Origin of the sequence: Amphritea japonica ATCC BAA-1530, from assembly GCF_016592435.1 — a bacterium.
Taxonomy (GTDB): Bacteria; Pseudomonadota; Gammaproteobacteria; order Pseudomonadales; family Balneatricaceae; genus Amphritea; species Amphritea japonica.
This window is the reverse complement of record NZ_AP014545.1, coordinates 1,357,824-1,378,466: the sequence shown is the minus strand read 5'-3', so window position 1 is coordinate 1,378,466 and position 20,643 is coordinate 1,357,824. Positions and strand designations below refer to the sequence as shown.

At 45.2% G+C, this 20,643-nt stretch carries 21 protein-coding genes; 11 read left to right on the top strand and 10 right to left on the bottom strand.

The window, feature by feature from the left end; all coding sequences use genetic code 11:
* Positions 1-169: 169 nt before the first annotated feature.
* From AMJAP_RS06335 to AMJAP_RS06310, 6 genes are read left to right on the top strand one after another with little or no spacing between them, the layout of a single operon-like run.
* On the top strand, positions 170-2,965 hold the full coding sequence (locus AMJAP_RS06335) for a monovalent cation/H+ antiporter subunit A (protein ID WP_019621405.1): 2,796 nt from the start codon (positions 170-172) through the stop codon (positions 2,963-2,965).
* Positions 2,965-3,330 carry a Na+/H+ antiporter subunit C gene (locus AMJAP_RS06330; RefSeq protein WP_019621404.1) on the top strand — a complete coding sequence of 122 codons (366 nt, stop codon included), beginning with the start codon at positions 2,965-2,967 and terminating at the stop codon, positions 3,328-3,330. The genes AMJAP_RS06335 and AMJAP_RS06330 overlap by 1 nt, the downstream gene beginning before the upstream one ends.
* On the top strand, positions 3,330-4,841 hold the full coding sequence (locus AMJAP_RS06325; RefSeq protein WP_019621403.1) for a monovalent cation/H+ antiporter subunit D: 1,512 nt from the start codon (positions 3,330-3,332) through the stop codon (positions 4,839-4,841). The genes AMJAP_RS06330 and AMJAP_RS06325 overlap by 1 nt, the downstream gene beginning before the upstream one ends.
* The gene (locus tag AMJAP_RS06320) at positions 4,841-5,344 is read left to right on the top strand and encodes a Na+/H+ antiporter subunit E (RefSeq protein ID WP_019621402.1); all 504 of its coding nucleotides are present in this window, start codon (positions 4,841-4,843) and stop codon (positions 5,342-5,344) included. The genes AMJAP_RS06325 and AMJAP_RS06320 overlap by 1 nt, the downstream gene beginning before the upstream one ends.
* Complete coding sequence (locus AMJAP_RS06315; RefSeq protein WP_019621401.1) at positions 5,338-5,607, top strand: K+/H+ antiporter subunit F; 270 nt, start codon at positions 5,338-5,340, stop codon at positions 5,605-5,607. Before AMJAP_RS06320 ends, AMJAP_RS06315 begins: the two co-directional genes overlap by 7 nt.
* A 44-nt stretch (positions 5,608-5,651) precedes the next feature.
* Positions 5,652-6,008 (top strand): Na+/H+ antiporter subunit G, encoded by a 357-nt coding sequence (locus tag AMJAP_RS06310; protein WP_019621400.1) that lies wholly within the window; start codon positions 5,652-5,654, stop codon positions 6,006-6,008.
* A gap of 132 nt (positions 6,009-6,140) precedes the next feature.
* On the opposite strand, the gene AMJAP_RS06305 is transcribed toward AMJAP_RS06310, so the two are convergent.
* Entirely contained in the window at positions 6,141-6,725 is a 585-nt protein-coding gene (locus tag AMJAP_RS06305; protein ID WP_019621399.1) for a 2-hydroxychromene-2-carboxylate isomerase, read from the bottom strand.
* 34 nt (positions 6,726-6,759) lie between these two features.
* A complete protein-coding gene (locus AMJAP_RS06300) occupies positions 6,760-7,491 on the bottom strand; it encodes an SDR family NAD(P)-dependent oxidoreductase (protein WP_019621398.1) in 732 nt (243 codons plus the stop codon).
* A gap of 115 nt (positions 7,492-7,606) precedes the next feature.
* On the opposite strand from AMJAP_RS06300, the gene AMJAP_RS06295 reads away from it, so the two are divergent.
* Together AMJAP_RS06295 and yghU are read left to right on the top strand one after the other, a co-directional pair.
* The gene (locus AMJAP_RS06295; protein WP_019621397.1) at positions 7,607-8,491 is read left to right on the top strand and encodes a LysR family transcriptional regulator; all 885 of its coding nucleotides are present in this window, start codon (positions 7,607-7,609) and stop codon (positions 8,489-8,491) included.
* Positions 8,492-9,025: 534 nt separating this feature from the next.
* Positions 9,026-9,880, top strand: a complete 855-nt coding sequence (gene yghU, locus AMJAP_RS06290; RefSeq protein WP_019621396.1) for a glutathione-dependent disulfide-bond oxidoreductase — start codon at positions 9,026-9,028, stop codon at positions 9,878-9,880.
* A 117-nt stretch (positions 9,881-9,997) separates the two neighbouring features.
* Here yghU and AMJAP_RS06285 read toward each other — a convergent pair whose 3' ends face one another.
* Together AMJAP_RS06285 and AMJAP_RS06280 are read right to left on the bottom strand one after the other, a co-directional pair.
* Positions 9,998-10,630, bottom strand: a complete 633-nt coding sequence (locus AMJAP_RS06285) for a hypothetical protein (protein WP_019621395.1) — start codon at positions 10,628-10,630, stop codon at positions 9,998-10,000.
* Between the two features lies 1 nt (position 10,631).
* Positions 10,632-11,405: an MBL fold metallo-hydrolase gene (locus tag AMJAP_RS06280; protein ID WP_236588750.1), complete on the bottom strand. Its 774-nt coding sequence runs from the start codon at positions 11,403-11,405 to the stop codon at positions 10,632-10,634.
* Between the two features lie 373 nt (positions 11,406-11,778).
* Here AMJAP_RS06280 and AMJAP_RS06275 point away from each other — a divergent pair, with 373 nt between their 5' ends.
* Positions 11,779-12,540 carry a zinc ribbon domain-containing protein gene (locus AMJAP_RS06275; protein WP_019621393.1) on the top strand — a complete coding sequence of 254 codons (762 nt, stop codon included), beginning with the start codon at positions 11,779-11,781 and terminating at the stop codon, positions 12,538-12,540.
* 148 nt (positions 12,541-12,688) lie between these two features.
* On the opposite strand, the gene AMJAP_RS06270 is transcribed toward AMJAP_RS06275, so the two are convergent.
* Complete coding sequence (locus AMJAP_RS06270) at positions 12,689-13,576, bottom strand: DMT family transporter (protein ID WP_019621392.1); 888 nt, start codon at positions 13,574-13,576, stop codon at positions 12,689-12,691.
* A gap of 148 nt (positions 13,577-13,724) precedes the next feature.
* Here AMJAP_RS06270 and AMJAP_RS06265 point away from each other — a divergent pair, with 148 nt between their 5' ends.
* Positions 13,725-14,612: a LysR family transcriptional regulator gene (locus AMJAP_RS06265; RefSeq protein WP_026340070.1), complete on the top strand. Its 888-nt coding sequence runs from the start codon at positions 13,725-13,727 to the stop codon at positions 14,610-14,612.
* A 273-nt stretch (positions 14,613-14,885) separates the two neighbouring features.
* Here the strand turns inward: AMJAP_RS06265 and pobA are convergent, their stop codons facing one another.
* Positions 14,886-16,091: a 4-hydroxybenzoate 3-monooxygenase gene (gene pobA, locus AMJAP_RS06260; RefSeq protein WP_201356444.1), complete on the bottom strand. Its 1,206-nt coding sequence runs from the start codon at positions 16,089-16,091 to the stop codon at positions 14,886-14,888.
* 181 nt (positions 16,092-16,272) lie between these two features.
* Between pobA and AMJAP_RS06255 the strand changes: the two genes are divergently transcribed.
* Entirely contained in the window at positions 16,273-17,184 is a 912-nt protein-coding gene (locus AMJAP_RS06255) for a helix-turn-helix domain-containing protein (RefSeq protein WP_019621389.1), read from the top strand.
* Between the two features lie 84 nt (positions 17,185-17,268).
* On the opposite strand, the gene AMJAP_RS06250 is transcribed toward AMJAP_RS06255, so the two are convergent.
* The 4 genes from AMJAP_RS06250 to AMJAP_RS06235 form a co-directional block, all read right to left on the bottom strand.
* Complete coding sequence (locus AMJAP_RS06250; protein ID WP_019621388.1) at positions 17,269-17,676, bottom strand: bacteriohemerythrin; 408 nt, start codon at positions 17,674-17,676, stop codon at positions 17,269-17,271.
* Positions 17,677-17,687: 11 nt separating this feature from the next.
* Complete coding sequence (locus AMJAP_RS06245) at positions 17,688-18,974, bottom strand: TRAP transporter large permease (RefSeq protein ID WP_019621387.1); 1,287 nt, start codon at positions 18,972-18,974, stop codon at positions 17,688-17,690.
* A complete protein-coding gene (locus AMJAP_RS06240) occupies positions 18,971-19,486 on the bottom strand; it encodes a TRAP transporter small permease (protein ID WP_019621386.1) in 516 nt (171 codons plus the stop codon). The genes AMJAP_RS06245 and AMJAP_RS06240 overlap by 4 nt, the downstream gene beginning before the upstream one ends.
* Before the next feature lie 126 nt (positions 19,487-19,612).
* Positions 19,613-20,635: a TRAP transporter substrate-binding protein gene (locus AMJAP_RS06235; protein WP_019621385.1), complete on the bottom strand. Its 1,023-nt coding sequence runs from the start codon at positions 20,633-20,635 to the stop codon at positions 19,613-19,615.
* Between the last annotated feature and the right edge of the window lie 8 nt (positions 20,636-20,643).

The window sequence follows — 20,643 nt, the reverse complement described above, 5'->3', positions numbered from 1 at the left end:
GCAATAGCGAATCAGAGCAACCTAAAAAGCAATTAAATATTATAGAGTTAAAGTTTTTCGTTTTTTTACCAAAACAGTACAATGCGTATAATTAAGCAACACCAATGTAGGGCTAATAAGCTTTTTATTGTTTGTGATCTCATCATTAAATATGGAGTCATCCCCTCATATGAACCTGCTATGGGTCGTTCTATTACCGCTTATTGGCACATTAGTCCCTTTGTTTACAGAGCGTTTTGGCCGCAACATTTGTACTTTTTCCGTTGCTATATTACCCGCCTGGTCACTAATCCTTGTGCTCATGTTTGCTGGGGACGTATTTGATGGTCAGGATATTCGGCAATCCATCGACTGGATCCCTTCTATGGGATTGGATCTTTCATTTCGACTCGACGGGCTTTCACTACTATTTTTGTTTTTGATTCTCGGCATTGGACTGCTGGTAATTTTGTATGCCCGCTACTATCTATCGGCAAAGGATTCTATGGGGCAGTTCTATGCCTATCTGATCCTGTTTATGAGCGCGATGGTCGGCATCGTCACATCAAATAACTTAATTCAGTTATGGATATTCTGGGAACTTACCAGTATTAGCTCATTTCTATTGATCAGTTTCTGGTCGCATAAATCAGAGGCCCGAAAAGGTGCAAGAATGGCTCTGACAGTGACCGGCGCAGGAGGGCTTGCTCTACTCGCAGGATTATTACTCATAGGTAATATTGTCGGTAGCTTTGACCTCGACACCGTTTTAGCTAATGGTGATCTGATTCGATCACATGCAACCTACCCTATAGCATTAACCCTGGTGCTTTTAGGTGCATTCACAAAATCAGCGCAATTTCCATTTCATTTTTGGTTACCCCATGCGATGTCAGCACCTACACCTGTAAGTGCCTATCTACATTCCGCGACAATGGTCAAGGCTGGCATTTTCCTCATGGCCCGCTTTTACCCTGTATTAGCTGGTACAGATCTATGGTTTATGATTGTCAGCCTGACCGGTTTGACAACCCTACTGCTAGGCGCCTATATAGCCCTATTCAAACATGATCTAAAAGGTCTTCTCGCTTATTCAACAATAAGTCATCTAGGACTCATAACCCTTCTATTCGGCCTTAATTCAGAGCTTGCCGCTGTGGCGGCCATATTCCATATTATCAACCACGCTACCTTTAAAGCATCGTTGTTTATGGCTGCCGGAATTATTGATCATGAGTCTGGCTCGCGGGATATGCGTAAGCTTAATGGCCTTTGGAAATATATGCCTTATACCGCTACGCTGGCAATCGTGGCGGCTCTTTCGATGGCAGGAGTCCCCTTGTTGAACGGCTTTCTTTCGAAAGAGATGTTTTTTTCCGAAACCCTTAACCAAAGCACGCTGGGATCTTTATCCTGGATGATTCCACTTTTAGCCACTGTCGGTGCTGCGTTCTCGGTCGCCTACTCTTTACGCTTCATTCATGACGTTTTCTTTAACGGTGAACCAATAGATCTTCCTAAAACCCCGAAAGAACCTCCGCGTTATATGAAGGTACCGGTAGAGATCCTCGTTACACTTTGTTTAGTGGTAGGAATATTCCCTGCTTATGTTGTTGGCGACCTATTAAATGTCGCCTCTTTTGCCGTACTCACACATGAAGTCCCTATTCACAGTCTGGCTATATGGCACGGATTTAACATCCCGTTGTTCATGAGTTTTCTAGCAATGGCTGGAGGTGCAACGATTTACTATAATCGACGCCACCTGTTTGAGTTTCAATCGCACTTCGATGAGACCGATGCAAAGCATATCTTCGAAGGCATCATTCAATCGATAGTCATAGCCTCTCAGCGGATTATAACCACTCTGGAAAACGGCTCCCTGCAACGGTATATCTTCTTACTGCTGTTATTCACATTGGCCATGGGGGCACTACCTCTGCTCGATCTGACCCAAAACACAGGTTCCCGTCCTCAAATCCCAATTGATGGTGTAACAATAACAGGAGCTATACTACTGATCATGAGTGCCATCGCGACCGTTATATGGTATCGAAAGCGTTTCCTTGCACTCATATTTCTATCAGTCGTTGGGTTAATCGTATCACTGGCATTTGCTCAGTTTTCAGCGCCCGATTTAGCACTAACACAGCTATCTGTCGAGATAGCCACCATTATATTGTTACTGCTGGCGCTATTCTTTTTGCCCCAAAATACATATAAAGAGTCGAGTAACAGACGTTTAAGCGGAGATTTATTAGTTTCTGGATTGATAGGCTGCGTCATAGGTACTATCTGTTTCGCCATGCTCACAACCCCCTTAAGTACGATTTCAGACTTCTTCATAGCGAATAGTAAAACCGGTGGCGGTGGAACTAATGTGGTAAACGTCATTCTCGTGGATTTCAGAGGCTTTGATACACTTGGAGAAATCACTGTCTTAGGTATTGCCGCTTTAGGCGTCTATAAACTGATTGCTAAGATGCGAATCTATATGCCGACTCGTGATGATAAAGGCCGCGCCTGGAGTAATGATCCTCACCCTATGATGCTTGAAATGGTGTCACAAAGCCTTCTTCCCCTCGCACTATTAGTATCCGTTTATATTTTCTTACGGGGGCATAATGTACCTGGGGGTGGCTTTATTGCCGGCCTGATTACCTCCATAGCGATTATTCAGCAATATATTGCACATGGTGTTCTGTGGATGAAGCCCCGAGTCAGTATCGATTATCAATGGCTCATTGCAGGTGGCATATTAATTGCGACCGCCACCAGTGTAGGCAGCTGGTTCTTTGACAAACCATTTTTGAGCACCTGGTTCGACTATTTCAGTCTGCCCTGGATTGGTAAATTTGAACTCGCCAGTGCCATGCTATTTGATTTAGGCGTATACCTGACCGTAGTAGGTGCCGTCATGCTCATACTGGCCAATCTGGGTAAGCTCACCACTAGCGAACGCATACATATTAAGGAGAACGATTAATGGAAGCTATTTATGCGTTCTGCGTCGGCATACTCACCACCTGTGGATTTTTTCTCGTTCTAAGAGGCCGGACATTCACCGTTGTGATAGGGCTAACCCTCCTATCTTATGCCGTAAATCTATTTCTTTTTGCCAGTGGTCGCCTCAAGCTCGATGGGGCTGCCGTACTCGGGCAGTCAGCTGAATACAGCGATCCATTGCCCCAGGCATTAGTGCTAACCGCTATCGTAATAGGCTTTGCCATGACAGCATTTGTAGTGATATTAGCCATGCGTTCGCGAGCAGATCAGGGAAATGACCATGTCGATGGACACATCCCGGTTAAGACGACAAAATCCCGTATTTCAGAAAAGAGGCATAGTTAATGCAACACCTGCCTATTCTTCCTATTTTATTACCCATGCTGGCGGCAGTCTTTATGTTACTTCCGCCATTAAGCAACTCGATCACCCGGCACCGTTTTTTTGCCGTTTCGGTCATGATTATTCTAGTCATAGTCTCCGCTACCCTGTTACTCACCAGTCATCAGCAAGGAACCCAAATGTACGTTTTGGGTGGCTGGCAGCCGCCTTTCGGAATAGCTTTAGTCGCCGATAGATTATCAACTATGATGGTATTGCTAACGTCACTACTTGCATTGGGTGCCCAGCTATATGCCTGCGCAGGTGATGATCATGACGGTATGTATTTTCACCCGTTATTTATGTTTCTGGTCATGGGGGTTAATGGTGCATTTTTGACAGGGGATATTTTTAATCTGTTCGTATTCTTTGAAGTTCTGCTAATAGCCTCTTATGCCCTATTAATACATGGCGGCGGTAAACAGAAAACTAAAGCCACTGTTCACTATGTCATTCTTAACCTGGTGGGTTCGAGTATTTTCCTGTTTGCGCTAGGTATTTTATACGGCACTATCGGCTCACTGAATATGGAGGATATGGCAAACAAAGTACGATTATTAGGAGAGCATGAACAAGCATTGGCTAAAACCGGTGGCCTGTTATTGTTGGTGGTCTTTGGATTAAAAGCTGCTTTGTTACCACTACATTTTTGGCTACCCAAAACCTATGCCGCCGCCAGTGCCCCGGTTGCAGCGTTATTCGCCATTATGACCAAAGTAGGCGTTTATAGTATTTTACGGGTACACACGACCATATTCGGCGAAGATGCCGGAGCCCTTGCAAGTATTATCATACCCTGGCTATGGCCATTAGCGCTCATAACGTTAACGATGGGAGCGATCGGTGTTCTTGCCAGCCCGAGCTTAAGATTAACTGCAGCCAATTTAGTGATCGTTTCGGTAGGAACACTCATGCTGGCCATTGCAATGCAACGTGAAGCGGCTACTTCAGCAGCACTTTACTACATGATTCATTCCACCCTGGCGACAGGGGCCCTGTTCCTGATCGCGGACCTCATTAGTAAACAACGGGGTAAAGCAGAAGATCGCTATGTTACTGCACGTAAGATGAATCAGGGAAAAGTCATTGGTATAGCATTTTTCATAGCCGCACTCACGGTAGTGGGCATGCCACCGTTATCAGGTTTCGTGGGCAAGATACTGATACTGCAAGCAGCTCAGGGGATGGCTGAAATAGTTTGGGTATGGCCGGTTATTTTATTGGCAGGGCTTGCATGTCTGGTAGCAATATCCCGTGCGGGAACCACCCTTTTCTGGCGATCCGCGGGAGAAAGTACTAACTATATACCGATTTCCCGGCTCAAGCTTGCTGCTATTGCACTGTTGCTCAGTGCATCACCGCTTCTGGTTATGTTTGGCGGCCCCGTCACCACTTATACGAGTCTTGCAGCAGCTCAACTGCATGATAATAAGGCTCAGTCAGCTTATACCATACTTCCAAAAGGGGACAAATAATGAAAACTAGACCGCGTTTTCGTTTATTACCGATGCCTCTGCACTCGCTTATACTATTTGTCGTCTGGCTGTTACTCAACAATACAGTTGCGCCTGGACACTTATTATTAGGTGCGTTTTTAGCTATAGGTATTCCTCTTCTCACATCTGGTATGCAGGACGATCAACCCGGCTTTCGTAAACCACTAGCAACCCTTCGCTATGTATTAATGGTAGTCGGAGACATTATCGTAGCTAATTTTGAAGTTGCATTACTGGTAGTCCGCTCATCTAAAAAGTTGAGCCCTGCATTTATTGCTGTCCCTCTGAATATTGAACATGAGCTTCCGATCACCATTCTTGCCAGTACGGTATCTTTAACCCCCGGTACCGTAAGTGCGGAAGTTTCCGAAGATAAGCAATGGCTCTATGTACATGTGCTCAATCTGACGGATGAAGATGAGCTAATCGCTTCAATCAAACACCGTTATGAACGCCCCCTTATGGAGATTTTCGAATGCTAAGTACCGCAATAGTGATTGCCACCATTCTGGTTTGCTTATCGTTGATTCTTAATTTATGGCGGTTATTTAAAGGGCCGGGCAGGCCTGATCGTATTCTTGCACTGGACACCATGTACATTAACAGCATTGCGCTGATCATATTGTTTGGAATCGCTTCAAGTACAACCCTATATTTTGAGGCCGCCTTGCTCATTGCCATGCTGGGGTTTGTTAGTACGGCAGCGATGTGTAAATACATTTTACGTGGCGACCTTATAGAGTAAGCGGCCACATAAAATACGACAACAAGTTTAGTTAGGACAAGATAATGGAATTTTGGATTGAATTAGTGGTATCAGTATTGCTCATCCTGGGAGGCCTTTTTGTGTTCATTGGCTCCCTGGGTCTTGCAAAGCTGCCCGACTTTTACACCCGCCTTCACGGCCCTACCAAAGCGACTACATTGGGAATGGGCTGCCTGCTCATAGCATCGATGATATTTGTCACCTATCAGCAAGGCTATCTAAGCGTACATGAACTGCTTATTACACTGTTTTTGCTCATTACTGCGCCTGTCACTGCTCATATGCTGGCAAAAACGGCCATGCACCACGAACTAGATATACTCGACAAAACCTCAAACAAGGCTCTGTCACAACGTGCCAAAGAGCGCATGTCTCCATAGGTAAGCTCTCACTGGTGGTTAAGCAGTGTATCTTTTCCCGGGTAGACGCTTTCATATGAGTACCGCCTGATATCCCATACACAGCTAAAAGAAGGGCCTGCATCTACTGACTATGCAGGCCCTTTTTTTCAATCAGAGAAGTGCCCTTTCAACCCAGCCCAGGCGGTCTTGACCAAAGTAAATCTCATCATCGACAAATAGCGTAGGTGCACCAAAAACACCCCGCTCTACTGCCGCTTCAGTGGCTTGAATCAGCGCTTGTTTATTTTCAGGGTGCGTCATAGCTTCCATAACTACAGTTGCATCAAAGCCGGCGTCACTCAGTACCTCTGATATCACATCGGCAGAGGAAAGATCTTTACCGTCCGCCCAAGCCGCTGTAAACATGGCACGGTTGTAATCTTCAATGCGCCCCTCAGACAGCGCCCAGAAAGCCCCCCGCATCACGCTGACAGTACTGAACACAAAATGCGGATTGAGCTGATAAGGAATACCGTAGTACTCAGCATGACGCGCAAAATCTTTTTTCATCCACTCCCATTTCGCCGGTACCGTGAGTGGTGAAGTATTACCGTTAGCTTTAAACACGCCACCCAACAGCATAGGTTTGTAATTAATGGTCGCTCCGGTTTTTCGGCAAAGCTCTGTCAGCCGCATAAAGCCAAAATAGGATGCCAGGCTGATATAGTCATAATAGAAATCTACTGTTTTACTCATTTACGATACCTCAGTCAGATTAGAATCGGTTTAATTACCATTGTTCTGCGCATGGACGAACATCCTGTTCAAAGGTCCAGGCCGTTTTAGGTTGCTTATGAAGCTGCCAATAAACCTCAGCCAGGTCATCCGGCTGGATAATACCGTTCTCACCTTTGCTGGCGAAAAGATCGGGAAGAAACGCTTTTGTTGCTTCATTTTCAATCAGGCCATCCACGATTACATGCGCCACATGTATCCCCTTGGGGCCCAACTCACGAGACATACTTTGCGCCAACGCTCTTAAGGCGTGCTTGCCCCCGGCGAAGGCAGCAAAACCACTGCTACCGCGCACACTGGCTGAAGCACCGGTAAAAATAATGGTACCCTGCTCTCGAGGCAACATCTTTTTAGCCACCTCACGCCCTACCAAAAAGCCAGCCAGGGCACACATTTCCCAGACTTTTCGGTATACCTGCGTTGTCGTTTCAGTAATGCCAAAGCGCACATTCCCCCCGACATTGAAGACCGCAACACTGATAGGCCCCAGCTCAGACTCTACCTTTTCAACCAATGCAAGCACCTCCTCTTCGTCCCGTGCATCTGAAAATAACGCTGTAGCATCAGAGCCTAATGACCGCACATCACTCACCAGAGCAGCCAGGTCACCCCGCCGTCGGGTGGCAACAATATGATAACCCTCGGTCGCAAACCGTCTGGCAATCGCCGCGCCCAGATGATCACCAGCACCCACAATCAATGCGATAGGTTTTTCGATTACTGTCATTCCACTCTCCTGATTTGTGCTCTCTTACGTACTAATGATTGAAAAAAGTGTAGAGCTTAAACTACAATAAATACAATCGATTATTTAAATCATAATGATAAACACAGGTTATGATATGGAATTACAACAATTACGCCTATTCCTGGCTGCCGCAGAGTCAGAAAGTTTTACCCGGGGTGCCGAACGATCATTTGTGTCTCAACCGGCACTGTCCGCCTCAATATCAAAGCTGGAAACCGAGGTAGGGGTAAAACTCTTCACCCGGAATAAGCGCAATGTGGTGCTCACACCCGCTGGGCGAAAACTATTACAACGAGCAAAGCTCATTGTCGGTGAGTGCGCCAGAGCTAAGGATGAACTCAAACAACATGAGGTGCAGCGCAGACTCAGACTCGGTGTGATAAACACCTTATCTATTACTGCAGTAGCCCGGTTAATTGAGCAATATCGCCGGGAAAATCCCGACCTTAAGCTTGACGTGTTTGATTCAAGTGCAGCGGATATGCTCAAACTGGAACGGGACAACCGTATCGATCTGGCGCTGACAACCGTTCAGGAAGGTCCACCGTTGAATCGCAGATTTCAATGTGCAAAACCACTATTTTCAGAACCCTATCTGGTTGCGATGTCCCGGAGTCATCACTTTAGCAAATCGAAAGTGATCAACATTAAAGATCTGAACGATGAATTGTTTATCGGGCGCAGTCACTGTGAGCACCGGGTACTTATTCAGAATCTGATGAAGCAACATAATGTAAAATTGAATATGGCTTACGTAACCAATCAGGATGATCGGGCACTTGCTCTGGTCGAAGCCAACATTGGCCTGACAATAGTGCCAGCCCACTATGCTTCTTCCCGCATTATCACGACACCTATGGCTGAAGACAGATACCAAAGATCGATTGGTTTTGAGTGGGGTGAAAACGAAAACATGAACGAGATCACCCAATTTGTCGACTTTGCCAGTACCGCTTCCTGGGCTTATAGCGAGAGCTGAGGTGTAGATTACTCTGGTATAGCCAGTAAAGCAGAGTAGCAGGAAGTTATAGAGCGAAATACAATAATTGCAGCACTATTACAGCGACTCACCAAGATGGATAAACAAACTATTTCAGGCTATCAGATATCAGCCTGACCCGAATGAAGCGTACTGATATAAGATAAGTTTCCTGTCATCCGGCATCCGGCATCCGGCATCCGGCATCCATTATTTGATACCGGATTTTTTCCCTCTGAGCGTTACCTTTTCAGCACCCTTAACTCTTTATCTGCATAAATCTAAGCATTTATTCAGCAATATTTCAGGCAACCGCTGTAATATCTTCCGACATATTAATTTACAGATACCACTCTGGTATCGATAAATACCAAATAGAATCCAGTAGTATCAAGCCAGTAAAAGCAATAAAAGCCACAGGCAAAAGAGCTGCCTGTTAACGCTATGAAAGAATGACTAAACCTATGCTTTCATCTGTAGAATCAGGCTACAATCAACAGAGATAGCGACACATTAGATGATATAGAGGCCGTAATGAGCGAATACCTCCCCCCTAAAGTCTGGACGTTTGATACTGAGAATGGCGGCGCCTGGTCAAAATTAAACAGGCCAACCGCTGGAGCAACTCATGAAAAAGTGTTGCCCGAAGGCAAGCATCCTCTTCAGCTTTACTCAATGGGTACTCCCAATGGTCAGAAAGTCACCATCATGCTTGAAGAATTGTTGGCCGCGGGTGAAACTGGCGCTGAATATGATGCTCACCTGATCAGAATCAGCGAAGGAGACCAATTCGCCAGTGGCTTTGTCGGCATCAATCCAAATTCCAAAATCCCTGCGCTAGTCGACCGTACTACCAAGCAACCAACCCGAGTCTTCGAGTCCGGCGCAATACTACTCTATCTGGCTGAAAAATTTGGCCAGTTTCTGCCAGCAGAGCTATCAGAGCGTACCGAAGTCCTCAATTGGCTCTTTTGGTTACAGGGCTCCGCACCTTATTTAGGTGGCGGCTTTGGCCATTTTTACGCCTATGCTCCGGAAAAAATGGAGTACCCCATCAATCGCTTTACGATGGAAACTAAACGCCAACTCGATCTGCTAGACCAGCAATTGGCCACAAGTCAGTTTATTGCAAATGATCACTACAGCATCGCTGATATGGCAATCTGGCCCTGGTATGGCAACTTAGCACGTGGTGTTCAGTACGATGCTGGAGACTTCCTGGATGTGAAAAGTTACAAGAACCTGCAACGCTGGACAGAAGAAGTATGGCAACGCCCTGCGGTACAGCGAGGAAATATTATTAACAAAACCTGGGGAGAGCCATGGCAGCAGCTGCCAGAACGGCATCAAGCATCTGATATTGATAATGTGCTAAAGCTAAAGCCTTAGCACTTCAGCTAAACTTACCAGGTCTTACCAGCCCGCCCTTTATGTCTGCTTATTGACAAATAAATGCTTCATTCATAACAGGCGGGCTCAAGTGTTATTTATGAAAATTCAACAAGGTCATTTATTGATAGGCTTAATATTGAGTAACGACACAAACATCGAAATGACAATAGTACCGAACATGAAGCAGAAGCCACTGTGAAATAAACAGACAAACCAGGTCATAAGGTTTGCCGGTGGGAATGCACTGGTTAACGTAAACTGTACATTCATAGCCTGTATCAGCGGCCACACAGGAAGCGTAAGCTGAGTGTATTCTGGAATACTGCCAAACGAACAGATCAAGGCATAGGAAGATGCAAATAAAAACATCGCTGTAAGGTAGTTAACTAACCCCAGCACAATGACTCTTCCCGAAGCGGCAACCATGGTACCTTCGGTAATCTTACAGATACCAAACAGTATCACACCCAGCTCTTTATTCAGGATACCCATTACTCGTAGTAACAAGGGAATTGCCACCCATACAGGTAAAACAGGCGTCAGCACAAAAAGAGCCATCGCAGTAAAGAACCAATAGACAATATACCTTTCAGACAACAGCAAGCGACGACTTCGCCAGGCTTGCTGATCTTCACTCCCCTCATTAAAACCAAACTCCCGCTTCTTCAGGTAACTGTCTACCCAGAAATAGGGTGAGAATGAGTAAACACCTTGAATCGTCGATTTAACGGTATCTGCGAACTGCATCTCAGTCTACCTCCGGAATACTAATCAACTGGCCGGGCCGCATCATCCTACTATGTTCAGGTATATTTTGAACGTCCATGCCGTGCCCAATAATGTAGGAATGCTCCGTTAAAAAAGGTTGTGCTTCTTCTATGGCTGCATGCCATTTATTACCCTTCAACCGCGCGTCAAAAACTGACACCATACAGCGAGATATTTTGTTATATAAAGAAGGAAAACAACCACTATCACCGGTATAACCGATCAAAGGCGTCTTTTTGGTCCCACTTAACCGACTGATAACGAAGCCAAAGCACAATTCAGAGTGCCGGGTTGCGTGAAACGTTATATAGAGGTTATCTATCAAAGGGGTTTCCACCTCAGATTCGGGGGAGAGCCAGTTCGCTAAATCAGAAGCTTGATACAGCTCCGCATGCTCAGCCATTCTATGCTCCCGTAACCTTTCAGATACAGGTGCCGCAGCAACGATATTTAAAAGCCTTCCTCTCGCTTCCTCCACTCGCAGAACGACAGGCAACTCTCCTGAATGATCTGTGTGATTATGGGTAATAACAACCGTATCAGGTAACGAATAACCGTAGTGATTCAGTGACCGGATAACCCCCAAACCAAGATCAATAAGGGCTACTGGCTCATCATTTTTCAGAATTAAAAAACTGCTGCTACAACTTCCATCGTAAACGTGACCAGCACCACCAGAAACGCCCAAAACCAAAAGGCTGATTTGCTCATAATTAGGCTTCAACATATTCCCTCTAAGCTTTAAACGATCCACTTCACGGCGGACACTACGGAAGTTATAACAAAACAAGCGTTATGGTGCCCTAGCCGCACAGACTCACTGAAAATCTTCAAAACCACTATACTGCAACCGCATCATAATTCTAGGAATTATGATTAAAATTAACCGGCCTTCTGCCTACCTTCAACGTTTGCCAGATAAATAAAATCGTGTCATAAAACTATGCCAACTTATTATTTCATATCGTATTTTTTTATCTCAAGTGTCAGAGATCATGAAGTAGCATATCAATAGTCTAACTTTACATTAAGAACCTTGAATATATTGTTCCGCAGCGCACAAATTGATACTCTGTTGCACATTATTAACCTAATTCGCTGGACCATTAATTATTTAAGGAAGAATCATGGCTTTAGTATCCTGCCCCGAATGCAATAATCAGGTTTCTGATGCAGCTGTTGCTTGCCCCTCATGTGGCCATCCGCTTAAAGAAGCCTCCCCTGTTACCGTTGAAAAACCTGAACCCATTAAAAACGAGCTTTTTAAAGCCGGTGGAGCGAATCTGGTACTCGCGGAAATAGCCGCTATCGCCTGTGTGAAAACCCGTAACTGGGTTTATGCCGTTATAGGGTTGCCGTTAGTGATAGCTGTAATTTTTGCCTGGATGAGTCTGGACTGGCCACTTGCGGCAGGAATCACCTTCGTCGGCCTCGTTATCCTGGGATTCATTCATGTCGATCAAGGATCCGTTGCCAGTACCGGTAATATTACTGATATTGATGAGGATATGGATAAAGTTACACAGCGTTATCATGATTCCATCGATGCCAGCAGCTTAGTGATATATAAAGGCCGTAATACATTCCAGGATATGCACTTTTCAATTAATCCCGAAAGAATCGCTGAATTCAGTCAGGCATCATCGAATGGACATATCTGGTTTTATGCTCTGGGAATCGGCGCTTTTATTGCCGGATTCCAATACTACATACCTTTGCTGTACATAGTAGGCGCAGTATTAATCTGCTTTGGCTTTTTATCCCGTAAAGCAGCGCTTCAGATAACCGGTGTAGGTGGAGCTAAAATGGAGCTATACACCCGAGCCAGCGATATAAAACAAGTTATCCAGGAACTAACTCAATCAATAGAAAGCGGTCAAAAGGCGTAAGACCTTCCGCAGGAAAGAGAATCAGCGACTCTCTTTCCTGCTTTTATCGTAAGTACTGATGCAGTTAACAATACCTCTTCATTTCACCGCAGACCCGGCCGAATAAACCACTCTTACCACTCCCCCGCCGAACAAAGATAACAGCATATCAACCCGCTAAAGCTCCTTCTTTAGACTTGTTTTCTACTTGCTTTATAAACAATGCTAATACAATTAATACCATTGCTGTCACTTCTAGCTGATCTAAATGCTCTCCCAATAAAACTGCCCCCGAGAGTAAGGCGACAACTAGCTCGAGAGACCCTGTTAAGGCGTTCTTGTCTGCACATGATCTTGGCGCACCGAGCATAAATAACACTTGAGGCAAAGCTGCAGCCACGAGCGCGATACCTAATACGGATAATAGTCCGGTAATTGAAACGGGTAACACTTGCGCTGGTGAGGACCATATTGCTATGGGTAAAAGAACAATAATATGGCCCAGCGTTATCCAGGCCATCCTATTAGTTGTTGGGATTTTTTTTCTGGGATTAGACAGATATTGAACCTGAGTGGCTACCACTAAAGGAGCTAAAAAGCAGGCACAAACTGAAAACAGTGCATCTGCAGGAAGAGATTCAGGCCTGACGGTCAATGATGCCGCTATAGCGACTAAAGCGGCCGAGATCAGCGCGTTTTGTGAAGGCTCCCTGCTAAAGAAAGCCCAACCAATCAAAACACTGAAAACCGGGTACGTATAGTAGATCAGGATAGCAGTGGCTGCCGGCAATACTTCTAATGCATGGAAATAACCAAATATGGAAACACCGCTGGCGATGCCCAGTAGTAAGGTTCGGCTAGCTTCGGGCCAGTTTATTTGTGGAGTGCGCAGGAAAAAAGTGAAAAATAGTGCAGGTAAAATAAAGCGATAGAGACTCACCATCTCTGCACCAAGCCCTTCTTTAAAAAGCAGCTGTGCGAAAAATGGATTTAACCCATAAAAGAAAGCCGACATTAGTATTAAATACTGGCCATTGATTGCTGGTTTACTGTTCATCTGGATCTCATTCCATTGGATATGGCTGGAACGATAGTTCGCTTCTGATTAAAAAAACAGTGAATAATTCTAGTTACTGATTAAAGTAATGCATCTATTATGAGAGATTTATGACACCATATCTGGATCAGTGCTACGAGGTAACAGCATGAGATTAGATATCAGGCATTGGGAAATGCTTAAAGCAATTAACGAAACAGGCACATTGAGACAGGCAGCTTATGTGCTGGGTATCACCCAGTCAGCCTTGAGCCATCGACTCGCCGAAGCGGAAAGGCGTTTGGGAGGGTTGTTATTTGAAAGAGAGGGTCGCAAGCTGCGACAAACATCTGCTGGCCGGGCAATGATACAGACCGCCAATCAGATCATTCCTACGCTACAGCGCGCCGAATTTGATTTCCAACAAATGGCAGATAACGATATAACGGTGGTTCGTTTTGGTGTTGCAGCCTATAGCTGCTATCACTGGCTGCCGTCTTTTCTGAAAGAGATGTCTGCAAAAGAGCCCGGCATTCAACTAGAACTAGTTGCCTCGGCAACGCAAAACCCACTACAAAACCTTCAGGAAGGAAGCGTCGATGCTGTGCTAGCACCTGGACACCTGGCGATTCCAGGTATCGATTCAATACCGGTATTTCAGGATGAACTCGTGTTAGTCACACACCCAGAGCATACTCTTGCAACAAAGCCCTTTATTGAGGCCACCGATTTAGAAAGTGAAGAATATCTGACTTACAGTAAATCAGCACAGCCCGGCTTTGAATATGAGCGTTTTATTCGCCCTTCTGGAACAGCACCCCATCTGGTAACCGTAGTAGAAGTGACCGACGCTATTATCGAACTAATAGCAGCTGGATTTGGTGTAAGCATACTGTCGAGATGGGCAGTTCAGTCAGCTATTAAGAACAGAAGAGTTTCTGCGATAAGAGTAAGTAAAGAGAGTCTGGATCTTGGCTGGTCTGCCTTAATGCGGGAGTCTGAACCATCCCAGTCCGCGTCAAGAGTATTGTCGCGCAGACTGGCTGAATGGTTTTAGTCGAGCAAACAGCATCTATTAGACATGTATAACTATTAGTACCAAACCTTATGTATCAAGTAAGAGTTCAAGAGTTCTGCTAGATATCAGCAACGGTCTATGCCAGCTAAAAATCTTAGTAATAGACCAGAGAATCAAGTTTCAGTTAATCGCCCACGCGCCTTATGGATAAGAAGGCCGGGCCTATGACATCGCATAAGAAGCTAGTATTAAAAAACCCTGACTTATTTAATAAGTCAGGGTCCTGAACATAAAGCAGGCTAGTCATGATAATTATGGAGCAAGTTCTTCGTATGGCAAACCAACGTATTGCTCGGCAATTACACGCTTACCATTTTCAGAACTGGTGAAGTAACTAAGCTCTGATTCCATAAAACGTTCAAAGGTTTCACCCTCAAGTTCATGTGAGCTCATATCACCGAAATTATGCATCATGTTAGTCATCCACCATGAGAAACGCTCACCGTGCCATACCCGGCGCAATGCAATCTCTGAATACTGATCAATACAGGACTTATCACCCTCTTTATAAACCCGGGTCATAATTTTATAGAGAGTTGCCACATCGGACGCCGCCAGATTAAGACCTTTCGCCCCTGTTGGCGGCACTATGTGCGCAGCATCACCAACTAGGAACATATTGCCGTACTGCATGGGCTCACAAATAAAAGAGCGCAAGGGTGCGATACTTTTCTCAATACTTGGACCGGTAACCAAATTAGCAGCAGCCTTAACCGGAAGCCGTTTCTTTAACTCACTCCAGAATGCATCATCAGACCAGTCTTCGATCTTATCCGTTAAAGGAACCTGAAGGTAATAACGAGAGCGGGTTTCTGAACGCATGCTCGCCAAAGCAAAACCTCGTTTCGTTTTGCTATAAATAAGCTCTTCACTAACCGGAGGGGTTTCACTCAGCAATCCTAACCAACCAAACGGATAGACTCGCTCATGCTCGGTTCGTAACTCAGCTGGAATAGTCTGGCGAGAAACGCCATGGAAACCATCACAGCCAGCGATATAGTCGCACTCAAGCTCAATTTTCTCGCCATTATGCACAAAGCTTACCGAGGGTGATTCTGACTTAACATTTTTAAGCTCGACACCATCAGCTTCATAATAGGTTTCTAGCCCGGCACTCGAACGGGCCGCCATCAGGTCTTCAGTAATATCAACCTGTCCATAGCAAACTACCGCATCACCACCGGTCAGTTTCTTCATATCAATACGGGTAGACACCCCATCGACAGCAATTTCAAAACCTTCGTGTACTTCACCTTCCGCATCCATCCGGTCAGCTACGCCAGCCTCCCTAACCAGATCAACAAACCCCTGTTCAAGAATACCCGCACGTATACGACCCAGTACGTACTCACCCGTCACCCGCTCTACAATAATATTACTAATACCCTGCTTTGATAAAAGCTGCCCCAGCAATAAGCCTGAGGGACCTGCACCAATAATAGCTACCTTCGTTTTTATAGTTTTCATCTGCCGCTCTCTTATCTATCGGTTGTTCACTTACAGAACTGTTAAACATCGCTTTACTGATATCTATGGTCCGCTTTTAAGAGAGTTTTATGAATTCACTTATTCAACATAAACTTGTACTTTTAAATCAAATAGACTTTAATTTATACATACTATTTCTATGGAAAAAATAATGGTTAAAGTTCAGCAAAGCTCAGTCATTCCACAGTTTTCTCTTTATGGCGAATCAAACCTGAATAAAGATCCTGGCTTTGTTCATATTGAAGATATTGCTGACCGAAGTAGCGAAAATGGATGGCTTATAAAGCCACACCGACATGGCAAGATGCATCAGATATTATGCATGTTTAAAGGGATTGTTGATGTTCAACTTGACGATCACTCTTATCATCTGACTGGAACCTGGGCAATTAATATTCCTCCCGGCGTGGTACATGGCTTTCGTTTTTCACCGGAGACCGAAGGCATAGTCCTTACCCTGGCAGAACCAATACTGGCGGACCAGTCACAAGAAAAATCGCAGCAGATAATTGACCATCTGGCTCATAGCCCTCAGACAATTGAGTTCAATAAAAAAAATGTACTTTTAAATCAGCTCACTCAATACCTTAACCTTATCAGGGGAGAGATCAAAAACAGTAATTCCGGGCAACAGTTTATGCTTGAATGGCTGGTAAGAATGGTACTAATCACCTTGAAAAGACAATCAGATCACAGCCTGTTTTCTGCAACTAATAGCCAGGCAAGCAGCAATCTGCTTAATGATTTCAAGCAACTACTGGAACAACATTACCGTCAACAATGGAAAGTTCAGCAATACGCATCTGCGCTTAACATTTCAGTTTCCAGTCTCAACCGTCTTTGTAACGAGAATATCGGTGTCGCAACCAAAAACATCATCCAGGACAGGGTATTAATTGAAGCTAAGCGCAAGCTAATCTATACCCGGGAACCTCTGGATCAGATAGCTTATGCTTTAGGCTTTAAGGATCCGGCTTACTTCTCAAGGTTTTTTAAGAAGATGGAGATGGTCGCACCCAGTACTTATAGGAATGAAAATAATTACGATACGACTAGTCACTGAGCATATGCCACTCAATAACAGCGACTCATCAAAAAGCCCTCTGCCGGTTAAGTACCGAAAGAGGGCTGACAATTGAGTATAGCTTTAGCTTTTTTTCTGACTCAGTATAAAATCACGATACTTCATATCTTCGGTCAGAATATGATGACGCAACCAGCGCTGTAGGTAGCCGTTAACTGAATCACCAATAATGAAAGGGCTTTGAGGGAATCGCGCATAAGTTGAACGGATCGTCTCTAGCCACTCATTAAAATTTGCATGCTCCTTTATATGATCCTCATAACCGGGGAAACCTGCTTTTTTCATATACACTTCTTCACGACTAAAATGCTCGATTGTATATTTTTTCAAACGATCCAGAATCACATTGATATAGTCGTGACTCATATTGGCATGACTCAGCTCGTCCACCAGCTGAAAAAGGCCTTTGTGATCATCATCAATTGAACGGTCACCAACACTCAGATCGCTGGTCCACTGTACTGTTGTCATAATCATTCTCCTTAAAGCAAGCCAAGCGCCAGAGCCGGGAACAGGATAATCAATGCTAAACGCGCGATATCAGATAACACAAAGGGAAATACACCTTTAAAGATATCTTTAATCGGAATATCTGGGGCAACCGATTTAATGACAAAAACATTCATTCCCACTGGCGGGGTAATCAATCCCAACTCAACGGTGATGACCGCAACAATACCGAACCATACCGGATCAAAACCTGCCGCTTGAATCAATGGATAAACCACCGGTACTGTTAATAGCAACATTGCGATACTGTCCATGACACAACCTAGCAGCACAAACAGAATCAGTACTGAAAACAGAATCATGTAGGGGCCCAGCTGCATGCTATCGACTATCTCCACAAGAGAGAAAGATATTCGGGAAACCGATAAAAAATAGCCGAAGATCTCAGCGCCTATAATCATGAAGAAGATCATCGCAGACATAAACAAAGTCTCTTCAACAGCATCCTTAAACTGTTGGAATTTCATACCCCGGAACAGCGCGATAAAGAAGGTACCTGCAGCACCGACCGATGCGGCTTCTGTCGGCGTAAAGATACCGGCATAAATGCCGCCAATAATCAGAGCAAATACACCAGTAAAAGGCACCAGACCTTTAAGACCAACAATTTTTTCTGTCAGGGACGTGGCTTTGCCCGGCTGTGCCAGATCTGGGTTCAGCGACACAACAATAGCGATAGTGACACAGTACAACGCCAGCCCCATCAGCCCTGGGATAACGCCGGCAATAAACATCTCACCCACCGACTGCTCTGTTATCAGTGCATACAGTAGCAATGCAATTGAAGGTGGAATCATAATCCCTAAAGTACCACCGGCAGCCAACGTACCTGAGGCCAGTGATTTAGCGTATCCATTCTTTTCCATCTCCGGCAGCGCAACCCGGGACATACTGGCAGCGGTTGCCATTGAGGAACCAGAAATAGCAGAGAAAATACCGCAAGAAGTTACTGCCGCCAGCGCCATTCCGCCACGCCAGCTACCGAACAGAGTACGGGCTCCTTCAAACAATTCCTGTGACATTCGGGCTTTGGACGCAAAAACGCCCATTAGAATAAACATAGGAATAGGACTAAAACTATAATTCGAAAGGGTTTCAAACGGACCACTTTCGAGAATAGCCATCGCAGGCTGAAACGCAACAATAGAGGTAAAACCGATAAAGCCGGTGGCAGCCATTGCCATGGCTATAGGCATACGCAATGCGATCATGCCCAGCATACCCAGTATGCAGATAAAACCAATTAAAGAAGAGCTCATGATACTTTATCTCCCTTCCAGAAAAATAAACAACGCAGAGAGATCAGTAGCGCAGCAACACAAAGCACAGCCGTTGCAAAGGCACTGACCGCATAAAAATAATACAGGGGAATCAGCAGATCCTGGGTAGTTTCACCGGTCATCTGCGACTGCTCTACTGCATGCATAAAGCGATAACTCATACCGCCACCCAGTGCGACAAAACCAAACATATAGATACCTTCCAGAATCGCTTTCATACGCGCCGAAAGGTTTTCAGTAAACAGATCTACAATGACCTGAGACCGGCCGATTGAGTACGGTAGTGCAAACAACACCATCATTAACAGACCATACTTAATCAGTTCAACTCCGCCGATAAAGGTCAGATCGATATCACCATCAGTAAGCTTAAACAGCAACCGAACCAATACATCTGCAAGGGTGACAAACATCATTGAAACGAGGATCATGCCACTGATCACATGCATTGCATGGGAAAAACGATCAAACAACTGGCTGAATGCCTTCATAATTCTCTCCAGTTAGCAGACAGGGCTGAACCGGTATCAGCAGATACCCGACAGGTTCAGTGTTAAATCACGCCCTGCCGGGCCAGACCTGAAGTCAGAGCAGTGCTCAGACTCCAGATGAAACAGTTACTTACAAGTAGCGGCCAGTTCCTGAGCACGAGCATAAACCTTACGAGCAGGAAGCCCCTTAGCCTCAAGTTCAGCCAAATAACCTTCGGTTGCTTTAGCCAGTACAGGCTTCCAGGCTGGGTTTTCGATACCACCCTCTACTGTGTAGATTTCATGTTCTTTAGAGACAGCCTGAGCACGGCCTTTTACATCAACAGTATCAAATACAGTAGCGGCTCTCTGAGACCACTCGGCACCCGAGTTGTTATCGATAACCTTCTGCAGATCAGCAGGCATACTGTTATATACGTCTTTATTCATAGTCACCAGGAATGACAGAGAATAGAGTCCGCCCACTTCAGTATGCTTTGGTGTCAGATCGTTAATACGAAATACTAGCTGGCCTTCCCATGGCAGAGAAACACCATCAATTACACCACGCTGAACAGACTGATATGATTGCGGTGCTGGCATGCCTACAGGTTGAGCACCCAGACCCTCTAACAGTTTAGCCACAACAGCCGTTGGGCGACGAATGCGCAACCCTTCGAAATCAGATGGCTCTTTAATCAATTTCTTGGTCGTATGAATATGGCCCTGACCATGAGTAAACAGGAACAGAGGTTTGGTATCTTTATACTCTGCATCAAGCATGCCTTCATCATAGATAGTCTGAAGTACACATGAACCTTGCGCAGCGGTCTTAACGATACCAGGCAGCTCGACAACCTGAGTTAAGGGAAAACGGTTAGCGGTATAACCCTGAATTGTCAGTGTTACGTCAGCGATACGGTTCTTTACCGCATCATATTGCGCAGGAGGCTTAGCCAGCGTAGAAGATGGATATACTTCCACTTCGATGCGGCCATCGGACTCAGTAGCCACCTTATCAGCCCACGCCTGTGCTATATCAGTGTGTTGGCCTGCTACAGGTGGGAAAAAATGTGCCAGACGCAGCGTATAATCAGCGGCTTGTACCGGCGCCTGCAACATCATTGCAGCAGTCAGTGCCAGGGCTGTTGTTAGCAGTGGCTTTTTCATGGGAGTCT

Excerpts from the sequence above, each read along its gene's own strand:
- AMJAP_RS06240 (WP_019621386.1), bottom strand. The coding sequence starts at position 19,486 with ATGAAGGCATTCAGCCAGTTGTTTGATCGTTTTTCCCATGCAATGCAT.
- AMJAP_RS06285 (WP_019621395.1), bottom strand. The coding sequence starts at position 10,630 with ATGCAGTTCGCAGATACCGTTAAATCGACGATTCAAGGTGTTTACTCA.
- AMJAP_RS06235 (WP_019621385.1), bottom strand. The coding sequence starts at position 20,635 with ATGAAAAAGCCACTGCTAACAACAGCCCTGGCACTGACTGCTGCAATG.
- AMJAP_RS06330 (WP_019621404.1), top strand. The coding sequence starts at position 2,965 with ATGGAAGCTATTTATGCGTTCTGCGTCGGCATACTCACCACCTGTGGA.
- AMJAP_RS06300 (WP_019621398.1), bottom strand. The coding sequence starts at position 7,491 with ATGACAGTAATCGAAAAACCTATCGCATTGATTGTGGGTGCTGGTGAT.
- AMJAP_RS06265 (WP_026340070.1), top strand. The coding sequence starts at position 13,725 with ATGAGATTAGATATCAGGCATTGGGAAATGCTTAAAGCAATTAACGAA.
- AMJAP_RS06335 (WP_019621405.1), top strand. The coding sequence starts at position 170 with ATGAACCTGCTATGGGTCGTTCTATTACCGCTTATTGGCACATTAGTC.
- AMJAP_RS06310 (WP_019621400.1), top strand. The coding sequence starts at position 5,652 with ATGGAATTTTGGATTGAATTAGTGGTATCAGTATTGCTCATCCTGGGA.
- AMJAP_RS06275 (WP_019621393.1), top strand. The coding sequence starts at position 11,779 with ATGGCTTTAGTATCCTGCCCCGAATGCAATAATCAGGTTTCTGATGCA.
- AMJAP_RS06255 (WP_019621389.1), top strand. The coding sequence starts at position 16,273 with ATGGTTAAAGTTCAGCAAAGCTCAGTCATTCCACAGTTTTCTCTTTAT.
- AMJAP_RS06325 (WP_019621403.1), top strand. The coding sequence starts at position 3,330 with ATGCAACACCTGCCTATTCTTCCTATTTTATTACCCATGCTGGCGGCA.
- AMJAP_RS06320 (WP_019621402.1), top strand. The coding sequence starts at position 4,841 with ATGAAAACTAGACCGCGTTTTCGTTTATTACCGATGCCTCTGCACTCG.
- yghU (WP_019621396.1), top strand. The coding sequence starts at position 9,026 with ATGAGCGAATACCTCCCCCCTAAAGTCTGGACGTTTGATACTGAGAAT.
- AMJAP_RS06250 (WP_019621388.1), bottom strand. The coding sequence starts at position 17,676 with ATGACAACAGTACAGTGGACCAGCGATCTGAGTGTTGGTGACCGTTCA.
- AMJAP_RS06295 (WP_019621397.1), top strand. The coding sequence starts at position 7,607 with ATGGAATTACAACAATTACGCCTATTCCTGGCTGCCGCAGAGTCAGAA.
- AMJAP_RS06315 (WP_019621401.1), top strand. The coding sequence starts at position 5,338 with ATGCTAAGTACCGCAATAGTGATTGCCACCATTCTGGTTTGCTTATCG.
- AMJAP_RS06270 (WP_019621392.1), bottom strand. The coding sequence starts at position 13,576 with ATGAACAGTAAACCAGCAATCAATGGCCAGTATTTAATACTAATGTCG.
- AMJAP_RS06305 (WP_019621399.1), bottom strand. The coding sequence starts at position 6,725 with ATGAGTAAAACAGTAGATTTCTATTATGACTATATCAGCCTGGCATCC.
- AMJAP_RS06245 (WP_019621387.1), bottom strand. The coding sequence starts at position 18,974 with ATGAGCTCTTCTTTAATTGGTTTTATCTGCATACTGGGTATGCTGGGC.